At 49.6% G+C, this 16,825-nt stretch carries 14 protein-coding genes; 11 read left to right on the forward strand and 3 right to left on the reverse strand.

What is annotated here, in order from left to right; translation table 11 throughout:
- Positions 1-22: 22 nt before the first annotated feature.
- The 5 genes from DWY89_RS14525 to hisD all read left to right on the forward strand — a co-directional run bounded on the left by DWY89_RS14525 (position 23) and on the right by hisD (position 5,233).
- Positions 23-358: a FeoA family protein gene (locus tag DWY89_RS14525; RefSeq protein WP_242995768.1), complete on the forward strand. Its 336-nt coding sequence runs from the start codon at positions 23-25 to the stop codon at positions 356-358.
- A 94-nt stretch (positions 359-452) separates the two neighbouring features.
- Positions 453-677, forward strand: coding sequence for a ferrous iron transport protein A (locus DWY89_RS03960; protein ID WP_022359013.1), 225 nt, complete (start codon positions 453-455; stop codon positions 675-677).
- A gap of 32 nt (positions 678-709) precedes the next feature.
- The gene (gene feoB / locus DWY89_RS03965) at positions 710-2,893 is read left to right on the forward strand and encodes a ferrous iron transport protein B (RefSeq protein WP_118523906.1); all 2,184 of its coding nucleotides are present in this window, start codon (positions 710-712) and stop codon (positions 2,891-2,893) included.
- Positions 2,894-3,246: 353 nt separating this feature from the next.
- Complete coding sequence (locus DWY89_RS03970) at positions 3,247-3,666, forward strand: heavy metal-associated domain-containing protein (protein WP_107000658.1); 420 nt, start codon at positions 3,247-3,249, stop codon at positions 3,664-3,666.
- A 304-nt stretch (positions 3,667-3,970) separates the two neighbouring features.
- Positions 3,971-5,233: a histidinol dehydrogenase gene (gene hisD, locus DWY89_RS03975; protein ID WP_333491422.1), complete on the forward strand. Its 1,263-nt coding sequence runs from the start codon at positions 3,971-3,973 to the stop codon at positions 5,231-5,233.
- Between the two features lie 92 nt (positions 5,234-5,325).
- Here hisD and DWY89_RS03980 read toward each other — a convergent pair whose 3' ends face one another.
- Entirely contained in the window at positions 5,326-5,805 is a 480-nt protein-coding gene (locus DWY89_RS03980; protein ID WP_118523905.1) for an S-ribosylhomocysteine lyase, read from the reverse strand.
- A gap of 572 nt (positions 5,806-6,377) precedes the next feature.
- Here DWY89_RS03980 and DWY89_RS03985 point away from each other — a divergent pair.
- From DWY89_RS03985 to DWY89_RS04010, 6 genes are all read left to right on the forward strand, one after another.
- Complete coding sequence (locus DWY89_RS03985) at positions 6,378-7,490, forward strand: carbamoyl phosphate synthase small subunit (protein WP_118523904.1); 1,113 nt, start codon at positions 6,378-6,380, stop codon at positions 7,488-7,490.
- Entirely contained in the window at positions 7,481-10,777 is a 3,297-nt protein-coding gene (gene carB, locus DWY89_RS03990; RefSeq protein ID WP_118523903.1) for a carbamoyl-phosphate synthase large subunit, read from the forward strand. The genes DWY89_RS03985 and carB overlap by 10 nt, the downstream gene beginning before the upstream one ends.
- Positions 10,778-10,925: 148 nt before the next feature.
- Positions 10,926-12,545: a CTP synthase gene (locus DWY89_RS03995; RefSeq protein WP_117796271.1), complete on the forward strand. Its 1,620-nt coding sequence runs from the start codon at positions 10,926-10,928 to the stop codon at positions 12,543-12,545.
- Between the two features lie 19 nt (positions 12,546-12,564).
- Entirely contained in the window at positions 12,565-13,749 is a 1,185-nt protein-coding gene (locus DWY89_RS04000) for an LL-diaminopimelate aminotransferase (protein WP_118523902.1), read from the forward strand.
- Positions 13,750-13,843: 94 nt separating this feature from the next.
- Positions 13,844-14,833 (forward strand): guanosine polyphosphate pyrophosphohydrolase, encoded by a 990-nt coding sequence (locus DWY89_RS04005; protein ID WP_118523901.1) that lies wholly within the window; start codon positions 13,844-13,846, stop codon positions 14,831-14,833.
- A 114-nt stretch (positions 14,834-14,947) separates the two neighbouring features.
- Positions 14,948-15,532: a GNAT family N-acetyltransferase gene (locus DWY89_RS04010; protein WP_118523900.1), complete on the forward strand. Its 585-nt coding sequence runs from the start codon at positions 14,948-14,950 to the stop codon at positions 15,530-15,532.
- 100 nt (positions 15,533-15,632) lie between these two features.
- Here the strand turns inward: DWY89_RS04010 and DWY89_RS04015 are convergent, their stop codons facing one another.
- Both DWY89_RS04015 and DWY89_RS04020 read right to left on the reverse strand, forming a co-directional pair.
- Positions 15,633-16,175, reverse strand: a complete 543-nt coding sequence (locus DWY89_RS04015; protein WP_022359001.1) for an NADH peroxidase — start codon at positions 16,173-16,175, stop codon at positions 15,633-15,635.
- A 209-nt stretch (positions 16,176-16,384) separates the two neighbouring features.
- Complete coding sequence (locus tag DWY89_RS04020; protein ID WP_118482568.1) at positions 16,385-16,780, reverse strand: transcriptional repressor; 396 nt, start codon at positions 16,778-16,780, stop codon at positions 16,385-16,387.
- Between the last annotated feature and the right edge of the window lie 45 nt (positions 16,781-16,825).

A 16,825-nucleotide genomic window follows, 5' to 3' on the forward strand; every position in this document is an offset into this window, starting at 1 on the left:
TAACAACTGTTAGCAGGCACTAATGAAAATTAATGTACGCGAATCAATTAGATTACCGGCAGATGAAAACAGCCGTTTCCGCCAAGTGAGACATCATGACGGGCAGAAGGTGGAAAAACAGAGGAAGGAGAATCGTATGCAGGGAGCAATGCCGATTTCGATGGCAACCGTAGGAACCGCCTATACGATCAAAAAGATCAGCGGAAACACAGAGGTTCGTTCTCATTTAAAATCCATGGGATTTAACGAGGGAACCGAAGTAAAATTGATAACCCAGCTGGACGGAGACGTGATTATTCACGTAAAGGAGTCCAGAGTGGCTATAAATAAGGATCAGGCAAGACACATTCTGGTCTAAGACAAGGGAATGGGGATATTCCGGAGCAGGTTGTATGGTAGAAAAGCAGACGGAATCCCGAGTAAAAAATTGGAATGGTTAGGAGGAACAGAGAATGACGCTTAAAGATGCACAGGTTGGATCTACCGTCAAAGTTGTCAAGATTCATGGCGAAGGCGCATACAAACGCCGCATCATGGATATGGGCATCACGAAGGGAAGCGAGATTTTTATTCGAAAAGTAGCTCCGCTGGGCGACCCGGTAGAGGTTACGATTCGTGGATATGAGCTTTCACTTCGTAAAGCCGATGCTGAGTGCGTAGATGTTCAGACAGTTTAATAAGTTTGATTAAAAAAGCAGGAGGATGAAAAATGGCAATTCATATTGCTTTGGCGGGTAACCCGAACTGCGGTAAAACAACCATGTTTAACGCACTGACGGGTGCAAACCAGTATGTAGGTAACTGGCCGGGTGTTACAGTTGAGAAGAAAACCGGTAAATTAAAAGATGCTTCGGGAGAAGAGGTAAATGTAACGGACCTTCCAGGAGTTTATTCCCTTTCTCCGTATACACTGGAGGAAGTTGTAACCCGTGATTTTATCTTAAAAGAGAATCCGGATGTCATCGTAGACTTAGTCGATGCAACCAACATTGAGCGTAACCTGTATCTGACCACACAGCTGATCGAGACAGGTATTCCGGTTGTTATCGCTTTAAATATGTGCGATCTTCTGAAGAAGAACGGCATTAACATTGATGTAAAGGCACTGTCCAAGAAACTTGGCTGCCCGATCATCGAGACTTCTGCGCTGAAGAAAACCGGTCTGAAGGAAGTCATTGCAGAGGCAATCAAGGTTGCAAAGAGCCATGCTGCAGGCACTGTAAGTGCTATTTTCGAGAGCGGTGTAGAGGATAAAGTAAGCGCAATCGAGGCAGAGCTTCCGTCCAGCATTCCGAATGCAGAGAAGAGATGGTATGCAATCAAAATTCTTGAGAACGACAGCAAGGTTGCAGAGCAGCTTGGTCTTAGTGCAGACAACCGTTTCTCCCGTTACACCAAGGAGCTGGAGAAAGAGTTTGATGATGACGCTGAGTCCGTTATCACTGACCAGAGATATGTATACATCCAGAAGGTTATCGAGGAGACCGTAAAGAAACCGGCTCAGAAGATGAGTCTTTCGGATAAGATCGATAGCATCGTAACCAACCGTTTACTTGGTATTCCGATCTTTGTTCTTGTTATGTGGGCGGTTTACTATGTATCCGTTACTACGGTTGGTACATTCGTAACAGACTGGACCAATGATACATTTGTTGGCGCAATTCAGGGCTGGGCTGGCGATGCACTGGCAGCAGCAGGCGCTTCTGACCTGATTGTAAGCCTTGTAGTGGATGGTATCATCGGCGGTGTTGGTGCCGTTCTTGGTTTCGTTCCGCAGATGGCTATCCTGTTCCTCTTCCTTTCCATTCTGGAAGATTGTGGTTACATGGTACGTATCGCATTCGTTATGGACCGTGTATTCCGTCACTTCGGATTGTCCGGTAAGAGCTTCATCCCGCTGCTGATTTCTTCTGGCTGCGGCGTTCCTGGTATCATGGCGTCTAAGACCATCGAGCAGGACAACGACAGACGTCTTACCATCATGACAGCAACCTTCGTTCCGTGTGGTGCGAAGCTGCCGGTTATCGCTCTGATGGGCGGCGTTATGGCTGGTTATATGAGCGGCGACATGGATCTGGCTACTATGATGGCTCCGATCATGTACTTTGTAGGTATCGTTGCGGTTCTTGTATCCGCGATCATGTTAAAGAAGACCAAACCGTTCTCCGGCAAACCAGCTCCGTTCGTTATGGAGCTTCCGGCGTACCACATTCCGTCCGCTAAGACCGTTCTCCTTCATGTTTGGGAGCGTCTGAAGGGATTCATCATCAAGGCTGGTACAATCCTGTTCCTGGCTTGCGTTGTTATGTGGTTCCTGTCCTCCTTCGGATTTGTAGACGGTGGATTTGGTCTGGTAGAAGAATCTGCTGATTCTATCCTGGCTATGCTGGGCGGCGCTATCGCAATCCTGTTCCGTCCGCTTGGTTTCGGCGAGTGGCAGCCGGTTGCAGCTTCCATCACTGGTTTCACAGCAAAAGAGGCTATCGTTTCCACCATGGGCGTTCTGGCAAATGTATCCGAGGATCTGTCTGAGGAGACCGATGTCGTAGCAGCAGCAATCCAGACATGGTTCCCGACAACCATCGCAGCCTTTACATTCCTGCTGTTCAACCTGCTTGACTCTCCGTGTCTGGCAGCTATCGCAACGATGGCACAGCAGCTCCAGTCCAGAAAATGGTTCTGGTTCGCTATCCTGTATCAGAATCTCTTCGCTTACGCTGTATCCCTGATTGTATATCAGTTAGGTGGTCTGGTACTTGGCGCAGTTGCATTCAACGTATGGACTATCGTGGCAGCAGTCCTTCTTGTACTCATGCTGTTCATGCTGTTTCGTCCGGATCCATACAAGGATCAGAAGAGCTACACAAGAAGCTCTGTAGAGGCAGCTTCATAAGTTAGTTTCTAAATGAAAAATAAAACAGGTTCTGCCGTCCGGCCGGTGGTTTTGCGTTTCCGCTGACCGGGCATCGGCAGGTGCCTGTAATCATAAGTGATAAAATTAATCCTTTATAAGGCTGCCTCGGATAGCAGGATGAAAGTCTGCTGTTTGGAGGCAGTTTTATTCGATTTCAAAAAAGAAAAGGAGAAAGCATAGATGGGGGATTCATCTGGATCCATGTTTTATGGTGTGATTGGTTTTCTGGTAGTTTATTTTGTAGGATATTTTATCTGTCGTGTGTATGATAAAATAAAAAAGATACTCCGAAGCCATTCATCGAAAAGTCAGAGAAGAGAGGACGATAACGTATGAGACCGATTGATATTGGAATTTTAATTGTAGTAGCGATTTTGCTTTTGCTGGCATTACGTTCGGCGATCCGTCATTACACGGGAAAGGGCGGCGGATGCTGCGGATGCTCCGGTGGAAGCTGCGGTTCCTGCGGCAGCGATGGGAATGCTGGTGCGCGCGGCGAAGATCTTTCCAAGAAAGCGGTTACAGCGGGTACCCCGTCCAAGATCATGCGGATCGAGGGTATGCACTGTGCAAACTGCAAGAAATCCGTTGAAAAAGCCCTGACCGCCCAGAACGGCGTCATCCGTGCAGATGCGGACGTAGACAGAGGCATTGCCCGAGTGTTCTATGAGAATGGCGTGGACGATGCGAAGCTGCAGGAAGCGGTTGAAAAAGAGGGATTTGTGGTTAAGAATATTGAGACGGTTGTCTAAGAGAAAAGCGTGATCCCGGACGAAATAAAGTGCGGTCTGTGTAATGTGTGGACGCATATAAGGGCTACTGTTTACGTGTAGGCACTTTTGGAACCGAAAGTGCCGTAAGAAAACGTGGTGGCAGCAGGAATTTGCTGTATTTAAATGCGAAGCCACGGCATATTCCGTTACCGGTCGCGTATGCGAGAACAGTAACATATAAGGAAAACAGAGTTAGGAAATGGGTTTATTTTGTATCGCAAAATAAAAAAACTTGTGCTATACTTGGAAAAAATGATAAAACTTATACAGAGAGGCAGAATGTATGATCAAGATTATAAAAGAGGCACAGGTTCGAAGCGAGGAAGATAACCGGAATCTGCGGGAGACCGTGGCAGGGATTATTGGTGAGATCCGGGCGCGCGGGGATGCGGCTCTGAAGGAGTACAATGAGAAGTTTGACGGATGTACCCGTGAATCGCTGCGGGTCAGCCGGGAGGAGATTGATGCGGCTTATAAGGAGCTGGGCGAGCAGGAGCTGGCGGATCTGAAAGCGGCGCATCACAATATTGAGGCATTTGCGAACGCGCAGAGGCAGACAGTGAAACCCCTTGACAATTTCAGCCCGGAGCCGGGAGTCTTTTTAGGACACCGCATCATTCCGGTGGAGTCCTGCTGCTGTTATGTGCCGGGCGGCAATTATCCACTGTATTCGACGGCACTGATGTTAGCGACTCCGGCGAAGGCAGCGGGAGTAAAACGTATCACCGCCTGCTCTCCGGTAGTGCGTGGAACGGGTCATATCAATGCCAGGACGCTGGTAGCGATGGATCTGGCTGGCGTGGATGAGATCTATGCACTGGGCGGTGCACAGGCGATCGCGGCATTTTCCTATGGAACGGAGAGTATCAAGCCGGTGGATATTATTGTAGGACCGGGTAACCGCTTCGTAACCGAGGCGAAACGTCAGTGCTACGGGCAGGTCGGCATCGACTTCGTAGCCGGGCCGAGCGAGGTCCTGGTAATCGCCGACGGAAAAGCGAGTGCGAAGGTGGTGGCGGCCGATCTGCTGGCACAGTCTGAGCATGATGTCAATGCGAAAGGCATTCTTCTGACAACGGATGAGGCATTTGGAAAGAGCGTGATTGAGGCGGTAGAGGAAGAGCTGAAGATTCTGGATACGGCAAAGATTGCGAGACAGTCCTGGGATACGTTTGGAGAGATCGGCGTGGTAGACAGCTTGGACGAGGCGGTTCAGTATGCGAATGAGTACGCACCGGAGCATCTGGAGCTCAACGTGGAAGACCCGGATGCACTGATTCCGAAGTTGGTTAATTACGGTTCTCTGTTTATCGGTCAGAATACGGCAGAGGTATTTGGTGATTATGCTTCCGGAACCAACCACACACTTCCGACTCTTCGGGCGGCACGTTATACCGGCGGTGTCTGGGTTGGTACATTCTTAAAGACCTGTACCCATCAGAGCATGACCCCGGAGGCATCCGCGCGGATCGCACCGCTTGTATCGCGTATGGCGCATGGAGAAGGATTATCTGGACATGCAGCGGCTGCGGATGCAAGAAAATAGGGAAAATAGAAAATAATAGAATAAACCCCCTAAGATGCTGCAGCATCTGGGGGTTTTGTGTTTCAAAGCATACCGCCTGCTATTCTTGTCTTTTATTCCGGATAAACCAGTCTCTCCGGACCAATTCCATCTAAGACTTCGCGCAGAAAGCGGTCAGCCAGCCAGTTTGCCATCGGCAGGTTCATATCGAGATAGTTGCCGCAATCTTTTGCACAAGCACCCGGAACCTCGTCTTTATAGTCGCGCATGAAAGTAAAGAGCCCTTTCATCAGCGGCACGATCTCCTCGGATGTCAGGTCGCCTGCGAGAAGCAGGTAAAAGCCGGTGCGGCAGCCCATCGGTCCGAAGTAGAGGACGCGGTCTTTCCACTCCTCGTTATTTCGCAGCCAGGTGGCAGCCAGGTGCTCGATGGTGTGAACCTCCGCCGTATTCATGACTGGCTCATAGTTGGGGCGTGTCATGCGGATATCAAAGGTTGTGATCACCTGATCCCCTGCGCGGTCCTTGCGGGAAACATAGACACCGGGAAGCAGCTTCAGATGATCGATAGTAAAGCTGGTGATTTTATCCATGAAAAAATACCTCCTAAATCAAAAATGCCAAAATTCCTTTTGACCTAACATCATTATATAAAGAAACAGGCATAAGAACAAGCATTTATTTCAGTCGAGAAGACTCCCATCAAGACTTTAATTTTTTGCAGTAAAAAAATACGGAAGCCAGCTATTACATTTAAAGCAAGAAACACAGGAATGCATAAAAATACATAAATAACGCATAAAGAGCATAAAAATGTATAAAAAATCTCTTGACGCATAGAACTTTACTATGCTATAATCTTTCAGAATATGAACAAGGGCGTTCATGGGCTTAGGCTCATGGACGCTTTTTCTGCATAATCAGACAATTTATAAAATGTGTCTGTAATGATGTAAAAAAAGCATCTGAGGAAAACAGATTTGCTCAAATGTAAGGTTATTGAGAATGAAAAAGTAAACTGCCGGAACAGACAGTAAAAAGAGCCAGCTGCCGCATACATCCTATGTAAACGGAAGCGGTAAATCGTCCAAATACAAGAAAAAGCGGTCTGGCGACGAAGCGGTTTGAGAAGGCAGGGTACGAGAGAGAAAGGAATGGTGACCAGATGGAGAAACCGGTATATCTTCTGTTGGAAAACGGCGACTATTTTGAGGGAAAAAGCTTTGGCGCTCCTTTACGTGAAGTGACCGGAGAAGTCGTATTCACAACCGGTATGACAGGATACCTTGAGACGATCACAGATCCCAGCTATTTTGGACAGATTGTCGTTCAGACATTTCCGTTAATCGGAAACTACGGAGTGATTCCGCAGGACTTCGAGAATGAAGAGGTATATTTATCAGCCTATATCGTAAAAGAGTGGTGTCAGGAACCTTCCAACTTCAGATGCAGTGGGGATCTTGACACCTTTTTTAAAGAAAGAAACATCCCGGGCGTCTATGGAATCGATACGAGAAAGCTGGCAAAAACCATTCGTGAATCCGGTTCGATGAACGGCTGGCTGACCGAGGTGAAGCCGCCGTATGATGCGAAAAAGCTGGAGGAAGTGAAAAACTTCCACATTACAAAGGCGGTTGAAACCGTTACACCAAAGAAATGTGAGATCAAACCGGCGGATGAGAAAGAAGAGTTCCAGATTGTGCTCTGGGATTTTGGCGCAAAGGAAAATATCATCCGCGAGCTGACCAGGCGCGGATGCCGCGTGGCTGACCTTCCGGCAGGTACGACGGCGGAGGAGATTCTGGCAATGAATCCGGACGGAATCATGCTTTCCAACGGTCCAGGCAACCCAGAGGACAACCCGGAGATCATCGAGGAGATCCGAAAGATTACGAAGGCTGGAAAACCGATGTTCGGCATCTGCCTGGGACACCAGCTGCTGGCGATTGCCAAGGGCGCGAAGACTGGAAAGATGAAATTCGGTCACAGAGGTGCGAACCAGCCGGTCAAGGATCTGACGACCGGACGCGTCTACATCAGCAGCCAGAACCACGGCTATGAGGTACTGCGCGATACGCTGCCGGAGGGCGCGGAGGAGACATTTATCAATGTCAACGACGGCACCTGCGAGGGCATCACCTACCACGATATGCCGGCATTTACCGTCCAGTTCCATCCAGAGGCTTGTGCAGGTCCGAAGGATACGGAAGAGCTGTTTGGGCGTTTCATTCAGATGATGAGAGATTATAAGGAAAAGGAGGGCGCGTCATGCCGTTAAATAAATCCCTGAAAAAAGTTATGGTAATCGGTTCCGGTCCTATCGTCATCGGTCAGGCGGCAGAGTTTGATTATGCAGGAACGCAGGCGTGCCGGGCTTTAAAAGAGGAAGGTCTGGAGGTCGTTTTAGTAAACTCCAACCCGGCAACCATCATGACGGACAGCGCCATCGCGGATCACGTATACATCGAGCCGCTGACCCTGGAATTTGTCAAGAGAATCATTGAAAAAGAGAAGCCTGACAGCATCCTGTCCACCCTGGGCGGACAGACCGGACTGACACTGTCCATGGAGCTTGCCAAAGAAGGTTTCTTAAAGAGCCACAATGTAACGCTTCTCGGCGCGTCCCCGGAGACCATCGATAAGGCGGAGGACCGCCAGTGCTTTAAAGACACGATGGAAGCTATCGGTGAGCCGGTCATTCCGTCCAAGGTTGTCACAACCATCGAGGATGCGCTTGATTTTGCCGAGGTTATTTCTTACCCGGTTATCGTGCGTCCGGCCTTTACCCTGGGCGGTACCGGCGGCGGTATTGCGGCAAATAAAGAAGAGCTTTACAACATCGCGGAGGCGGGTATCCGCCTGTCACCGATCAATCAGATTCTGGTTGAGAAATGTATTTCCGGATGGAAGGAGATCGAGTTTGAGGTAATGCGCGATGCCATCGGCAACGAGATTACGGTCTGCTCGATGGAAAACTTTGACCCGGTCGGCGTCCACACCGGCGACTCCATTGTTATCGCACCGGCTGTGACGCTGGCGGATAAGGAATACCAGATGCTTCGTTCCGCAGCGCTGAATATTATCCAGGCGATGGGCATCGAGGGCGGCTGCAACTGCCAGTTTGCGCTGAATCCGGAGAGCTTTGAATATGCCGTTATCGAGGTAAACCCGCGTGTATCCCGTTCTTCCGCCCTTGCTTCGAAAGCAACCGGATATCCGATTGCCCGCGTGGCAACCAAGATTGCGATCGGTTATCATCTGGACGAGATCCCGAACGAGGTAACCGGCGAGACGATGGCATGCTTCGAGCCGGCCCTTGACTATGTAACGGTTAAATTCCCGAAATGGCCATTTGATAAATTCGTTTACGGACGCCGGAAGCTGGGTACCCAGATGAAGGCAACCGGCGAGGTTATGGCGATCGGCCGCAACTTTGAGCAGGCGCTCATGAAGGCAGTCCGCGGCGCGGAGATCTCCCAGAACAGCCTGAACATGAAGAAACTGGCGCCGATGAGTGTGGAAGAGCTGAGAGAAAAAATTCTGGCGCAGGATGACGAGCGTCTGTTTGCAATCTATGAGAGCTTCAAGCGCGGCGTGACCGTTGCCGAGATTCATGAGCTGACCAAGATCGACGAGTGGTTCTTAAATAAACTGATGCATATCCTGTCCCTGGAACGCCGGATGCAGTCTGAGGCTCTGAGCGATGCGCTTTATATGGAAGCCAAACAGAACGGATTCCCGGATGCAGTCATCAAGGAGATGACCGGGCTTTCGGAAATCAAGCATGTTCCGGCATGCTACCGCATGGTTGATACCTGCAGCGCTGAGTTTACGGCAAGTACCCCTTACTTCTACAGCACCTTCGGCGAGGAAGATGAGGCAGAAGAATTTATTAAAGAGAATGCAAGCGGAAAACCGGTTGTTATGGTATTTGGTTCCGGTCCGATCCGTATCGGTCAGGGTATCGAGTTCGATTTCGCCTCTGTTCACTGCGTATGGTCGTTAAAGAGAGCCGGTTATGAGGTTGTCATCGTAAATAACAACCCGGAGACCGTTTCCACCGACTTCAACGTAGCAGACCGTCTGTATTTTGAGCCGCTGACACCGGAGGATGTGCTGGATATTATCCGGATCGAGAAGCCGATCGGCGCAGTTGTGGCCTTTGGCGGACAGACAGCGATCCGTCTGACAAAATGCCTTGTAGAGAACAATATTCCGGTTCTCGGCACTCCGGCAGACAGCATCGATATGGCGGAGGATCGCGGACGTTTCGCAGCCCTGCTGAAAAAATTAAATATGAAACAGGCAGCGGGTCAGACCGTTTACACTGAGGATGAGGCAATCCAGGCGGCAAATCATCTGGGGTATCCGGTTCTGATGCGTCCGAGCTATGTATTAGGCGGACAAAACATGATTATCGCGTACAACGACGCCGATATTCATGAGTATATGAAGATTATTCTCTCACACAAGATTGAGAATGCGATCCTGATTGATAAATACCTGATGGGTACCGAGCTGGAGGTTGACGCGATCTGCGACGGCGAGACCGTTTTGATTCCGGGTATCATGGAGCACATCGAGCGTGCGGGTGTCCATTCCGGAGACTCCATCGCGGTATATCCGGCCTTTATGCTGACCGAGAGCCAGAAAGACCGTCTGGTGGACTATTCCATCCGTCTGGCGCTTTCCATGAATACGAAGGGACTCATCAACATCCAGTACGTTCTGCATGAGGATACGATCTATATCATCGAGGTCAACCCGCGTTCATCCCGTACCGTGCCGTACATCAGCAAGGTAACCGGAGTGCCGATGGTCGATCTGGCAACCCGCATCATGATGGGCGAAAAGCTGGCTGACATGGGCTATGAGACAGGTTTGTATCCGTGCTCTCCGTACTACGCAGTCAAGGTTCCGGTATTCTCCTTTGAGAAGTTGTCCAACGTAGATACACAGCTCGGACCGGAAATGAAATCGACCGGCGAGGTACTGGGTATCGCCCGGACGATGGAGGAAGCGCTGTTCAAGGGTCTGATAGCAGCCGGATATACGATGAAGCGCGAGGGCGGCGTCTTAATTAGTGTCCGCGATACCGACAAGAGCGACCTGCGCGAGCTGGTCAAAGAGTACGTGGCGATGGGATTCCACATCTACGCGACCTCCGGTACTGCAAGCCGGTTAAACAGCGTCGGCATTTCTTCAACGTTAGTCAAGAAGCCGAAGGAAGCCAAAGAGGGCGAGGAGACGACCATTTCCCTGCTGGAAGAAGGAAAGATAAGCTACGTAATTTCCACTTCCAAGACGGGACGCCAGCCGGGACGCGACAGTGTCCGCCTGAGAAGAAAGGCAGTCGAGCTTGGTATTCCGTGCCTGACATCGCTTGATACCGCGGCTGTCCTGGCGCTGACACTGGAAAGCAAGTACAACGAGGACAACGTTGAACTGGTAGATATCGCGCACATTGCACATGGTGCAGCGGCTAGAAAAGAGCTGAGCCAGATGGAAAAACCGGAAGAAATCCAGATTCCGGGTTATGTGCTTCAGGAGCATGAAAACGACTAAAAAGAACGATGGTCTGCATGGATTCTGCGTTTTGAGGGTTGCGGAATCCGTGCAGGCTGAAATCTTTTGCGAAGGCAAAATCTGACAGAATCATATATGACGGAAAAAGTGGATTAATATTTAAAGAAAGGAAGAGGAGGAAAAGCAGATGGCAAAATTTATTTTTGTGACAGGCGGTGTTGTATCGGGATTGGGGAAAGGTATTACAGCAGCGTCTCTGGGCCGTCTTTTGAAGGCACGGGGATTTAAGGTAGCAGCGCAGAAGCTGGATCCGTATATCAACGTCGATCCAGGAACCATGAGCCCGTATCAGCACGGCGAAGTATTCGTAACAAACGACGGTGCGGAGACGGATCTGGATCTGGGACATTATGAGCGTTTTATAGATGAAGATTTAAACCGTTATTCTAATCTGACGACCGGTAAGGTCTACTGGAATGTGTTAAATAAAGAGCGCCGCGGCGAATATCTGGGCGAGACGGTACAGGTAATTCCACATATCACAAATGAGATAAAATCATTTATCTATTCCGTGCAGGAAAAGACCGATGCGGACATCGTTATCACAGAGATCGGCGGAACGACCGGCGATATTGAGTCACAGCCGTTCCTGGAAGCCATCCGCCAGGTGTCCTGCGAGGCGGGACGCAGCAACTGCCTCTTCATCCATGTAACCCTGATTCCATATCTGGAATCTTCCGGCGAGCATAAATCAAAACCGACGCAGCATTCGGTTAAACAGCTGCAGTCCTTTGGTATCATGCCGGATATCATCGTGGCGCGCTGTGACCGTCCGGTGGACGATCCATCCATTTTCCGCAAGATCGCACTGTTCTGTAACGTCAAAGAGGACTGCGTCATCGAGAACCTGACCCTTCCGGTTCTCTACGAGGCGCCGATCATGCTGGAAGAAGCAGGACTTGCCAAGATCGTGCTTCGCGAACTTGGCATCGAGAAAGCGCCGCAAGAGTGCGATCTGGCGGAGTGGAAACATATGTTGGACCGAATCAAGAACAGCAGCAAGACAGTCAAGATTTCCCTGGTCGGCAAGTACGTCAAACTGCACGATTCTTATCTGTCGATCGTAGAATCCCTGCACCATGCCGGATGGGAAAATGGCGCGCAGGTGGAGATCAACTGGGTGGATAGTGAGACGATCACTCCGGAGACAGCGCCGGAAATTCTGGGCGGTTCAACCGGTATCATCGTGCCGGGTGGCTTCGGCATCCGAGGCATCGAGGGCATGATTGCGGCAGCTGATTATGCGAGAAGAAACAATATCCCGTACTTTGGCATCTGCCTTGGTATGCAGATCGCGGCGATCGCATTTGCCAGAGGCGTGTTAGGCTATGAGGATGCGAACTCAACCGAGTTTGCGCCGGACAGCAAGCATCCGGTCATCGCTCTGATGGAAGAGCAGATGGATCTGGCTGACATGGGCGGAACGATGCGTCTGGGTGCATATCCGTGCCGCATCAGTCCGGATACGCTGATGATGAAAGCCTATGGAAAAGGTCTGATCGAGGAGAGACATCGCCATCGTTATGAATTTAACAACAAGTTCCGGGAAGTTTATATGGAGCATGGCGCTGTCTTCTCCGGACAGTCTCCGGACGGTACGCTGGTAGAGGCGATGGAGATTCCGGGACATCCGTTCTATCTGGGAGTTCAGTACCATCCGGAGTTCAAGAGCCGCCCGAACCGCGCACATCCGATCTTCCGGGAGTTTGTGAAAGCGGCTCTGGAGGTAAAGGAAAAAAATTCTTAAAATATGGAGAAAATAAAGTATGAAGATCAACGAAAACTATAAAAATCTGGAAGAAAGCTATCTGTTTTCCACTATCGCTAAAAAAGTAGATGAGTACACCAAAGCCCATCCAGAGGCAAAAGTAATCAAAATGGGTATCGGTGACGTAACCCTTCCGATCTGCCAGAAAGCAGCTGACGCATTTGCAAAAGCAGCTATGGAGCAGGGCAAGGCGGCTACGTTCCATGGATATGGTCCGGAGCAGGGATATGATTTTCTGCGTGTAGCAGTTCAGAAGTATTATGCGTCCTTCCAGGTTGAGGTGGCGGCGGAGGATATATTCATCAGCGACGGCGCGAAGAGTGATGTCGGAAATATCCTCGATCTCTTTGATGCGGACAACACGGTCCTGATCCCTGATCCGGTATACCCGGTTTACATGGATACGAACGTGATGGCAGGCAGAAAGATCGTATTTATGGATGCCAATGTGGAAAATGGCTTTCTTCCGATGCCTCCGAAGGGACAGAAAGCGGATATTATTTATCTCTGCTCCCCGAACAACCCGACTGGCGGTGTGTACAACCGTGAGCAGTTAAAAGAGTGGGTTGACTATGCGAACGAGCAGGATGCGATTCTTTTATTTGATGCGGCGTATGAGTCCTTCGTAGCAGATCCGGCGCTTCCGAGAAGTATTTTTGAGATTGAGGGCGCAAAGACCTGCGCGATCGAGTTCTGCTCCCTTTCGAAGCTGGCAAGCTTTACCGGAACCCGCTGTGGCTATACCGTGGTTCCGTCTGAATTAGAGCGCGGTGGTTCTTCCATCCGCAAGATGTGGCTGCGCCGCCAGACAACCAAGTTTAATGGCGTTTCCTACCCGGTACAGCGCGCCGCAGAGGCAGCTCTTTCACCGGAGGGCATGGCACAGTGCCGCGAGCACCTGGACGTATACCGCACCAATGCGAAGATCATGACCGAGACCTTAAAAGAGCTTGGCATCTGGCACATCGGCGGCGAAAATTCACCGTACATCTGGGTGCAGTGCCCGAACGGCATGAAATCCTGGGAGTTTTTCGACGATCTGCTTGCCAAGGCAAATGTGGTCGGCACACCGGGCAGTGGATTTGGTAAGAATGGAGAAGGATTCTTCCGTCTGACTGCATTTGGTACGACTGCGAATACAAAAGAGGCAATGGAGCGGATCAAGAAGGTTTACGGAAAATAAATAGCTCTATTTTATAAATGAGGGGGCTGGTGCATCTGGGGCATTGTTATCCTATGCACCGTCCCTTTTTTGCTGAAGCAGGGAGGTGAGGACCATGGTGACCTTAAACGATTATCTGTATTCCGGCGATACGATGTTTAAGATTTTAAAGAATTACAGCCGGGATTTGAAAGCAGAGGCAAAACAGACAAACAATGAGATAGACCTGATACATGCAAATTTTCTGATTCAGATCCGGGAGCTTTTGGAACACAATGATTTCCTGACGACCCAGTCACAGAAGATCCGGGAATTTTATATTCATATGGCAAAGGAATATCCGCTTCTGGCATTTAACTTTAAGGGAAGAATCAAGTCGCTGATCCGCTCGGAGGCGAAATTTAATGGATATATCGTCGAATATATTTATGACTGTTATACAGAACATAAGGCATTTCCGTCGATCTCCGATTTGAAGCAGAGATTGAGCTGTTTCCGCGACCTGATTGCGTACCGGATCGTGATTTCACTGCCGAAGTGTTACCTGAAACCGGGGGAATCGCAGCAGGAGGCAGATATCCGGTACCTCTACCAGATTGCGAATGAACTTCCGGGATTTCTGGAGGAACGCGGGTTTACGGCGGAACCGGCTTACGGGGTGAAGGAGAGTACCTCCCCGTTGATGGATGAGGAGGTAAGGCCGTACTACCGTGATTATGTCTGCGGAAATAGTTCGGATGATTACCAGTCTCTGCATATTACGTTTTACGATAATTGTTCCAGAAGCTATGTGGAGGTACAGCTTCGCACGAAGCACATGGACGATATCGCGGAGATCGGCGTGGCCAATCATTTAAGCTATGAAAAGCGCCAGGAGGGCGAGCGGGCCAGGCGGGATGAGATACCGGAAGGTGCATGTATTTATTTTGATGAAGCATATGAACGCTGTCAGCGCCTGGTATCGCTCAATTTAGCTGAAGTGGATGTCAATATGTTTTCGGCGATCAACAATGACCTAATCAATGACGGCTGCGGGCTGTACCGGGGGCGGCTGATTCTGCCATATGAGCATTTATCGAGGCATCAGAATGAGCTGGTGGATTGAGGGGGTTCACGGGCAGGCATGAATCTGGTTGCGAATAGTTGACGAAACGGGAAGATTCATATATAGTTGCCTGTAAAGGAAAAATGACCGAAAATGATAGGGAGGAACCAGTTTATGGACCATACATCCTGCCGCCTGCGTCTGGCTGCTATCGCCGATGCACCTGCGATATTGGAAATTTATGCACAATATATGGACACGCCGATCACGTTTGAGACGGAGCTGCCGTCCCTGGAGGAATTTGAGGGGCGCATCCGGGCGATCACGGCAGAATATCCGTGGATTGTCTGCGAGGATGAAACGGGCAGAATCATTGGCTATGCATATGGGCATAAGCAGCTTGAGCGCGCGGCGTACCGTTGGAATGCGGAACTTTCTGAATATCTGGACAGTCGGGTGACGTCGAAGGGCATCGGCAAACGGATGCTTCTGGTGCTTTTAGAGCTTTTAAAGGCGCAGGGCGTCCACACCGTCTACAGTCTGGTGACAAGTCCGAATGTGAAGAGCGATGCGATGCATAACGGATGCGGATTCCGGACGATGGGCGTGTGCAAAAATACCGGTTATAAGAGCGGAAAATGGCACGATGTTACCTGGTATGAGAAAGCGCTGCTGCTATATGAGGACGTACCGGCGGAGATGATTCCGATTGGGGAGATGGAGAAGGAGACGGTAGATAAGATTTTGGCGTCTTTTTGAACAGAGACATAAAACAAATCTGCATAAAATAAACAGGGCGTGTGAAAAAGGAATTTCCCATTTTCACACGCCCTCATCCGTTCTCTTTTATTCACTCAGATTAGTTGAAGTATCTCTTTAACAGACCCTCAAATGCCTTGCCATGTCTAGCCTCGTCACGAGCCATCTCATGAACGGTGTCATGGATTGCATCCAGGTTAGCAGCTTTCGCACGTTTTGCAAGGTCAAATTTGCCTTCGGTTGCGCCGTGCTCAGCCTCTACACGCATCTCCAGATTCTTCTTGGTGGAATCAGTTACAACCTCGCCGAGAAGCTCTGCAAACTTAGCAGCGTGCTCAGCCTCTTCGTGAGCTGCCTTCTCCCAGTACAGACCGATCTCCGGATAGCCCTCTCTGTGAGCTACACGTGCCATCGCCAGGTACATACCAACTTCTCTGCACTCGCCTTCATAGTTAGCTCTTAAATCTTCGAGAATATCCTCGCTGACACCCTGTGCCACACCAACTACGTGCTCAGCTGCCCATGTCATCTCGCCGGACTGCTCTTTGAACTTGGAAGCCGGAGCGCCGCATACTGGACATTTCTCCGGAGCAGCCTCACCCTCGTATACGTAACCACATACTGTACAGACAAATTTCTTCATAGTCAATTCTCCTTTTCTAAAATAAATTTTTAATTTCGTGTTTTATAGAAACAATAAATAGATAGTAAAGTTGTTTGCAACCATTCTGTTTCATAGGAGCTTTTAAAACGAAATCGTTTATTTGGCTTGAATGAAATCAGTAATGATTACTGATATTAAGATACCATAGATCCCTGTGTTTGTCAATGAAAAAATAGAAATAATTCTTATTAGTGTTTTTCCCTTTTCAAACACTCATCGCACATCCCATAGAAAAACACGGTATGGTCATCGATCGTTCCCGGCGCAAATTCTTTGGCGGCTGTCTCCAGCTCCTTGGTTGCTTCCATCGGAATATCCATGACCCGTCCGCACTGGCGGCAGACGTAGTGGTAATGTGGGGATGTATCATAATCGAAATGATCCGTGCCGTCGCCGCAGGACAGCTTCCGGATCTCGCCCAGCTCAACTAACAGGTTTAAATTGCGGTAAACGGTTCCAAGGCTGATATTCGGAAACTGTTCCCGGATGCTGGTGTAAAGGGCGTCGGCGGTCGGATGATCCTTCCGGCTCATCAGGCAGGCTTTGATGGATTCGCGCTGACGGCTGTATTTTAAGGTTTTCATAAGCGACACTCCAATCCTTCTAAATAATATTGATAATGATTATTA

This window comes from Clostridium sp. AF27-5AA, from assembly GCF_003478415.1.
GTDB lineage: Bacteria > Bacillota > Clostridia > Lachnospirales > Lachnospiraceae > Otoolea > Otoolea fessa.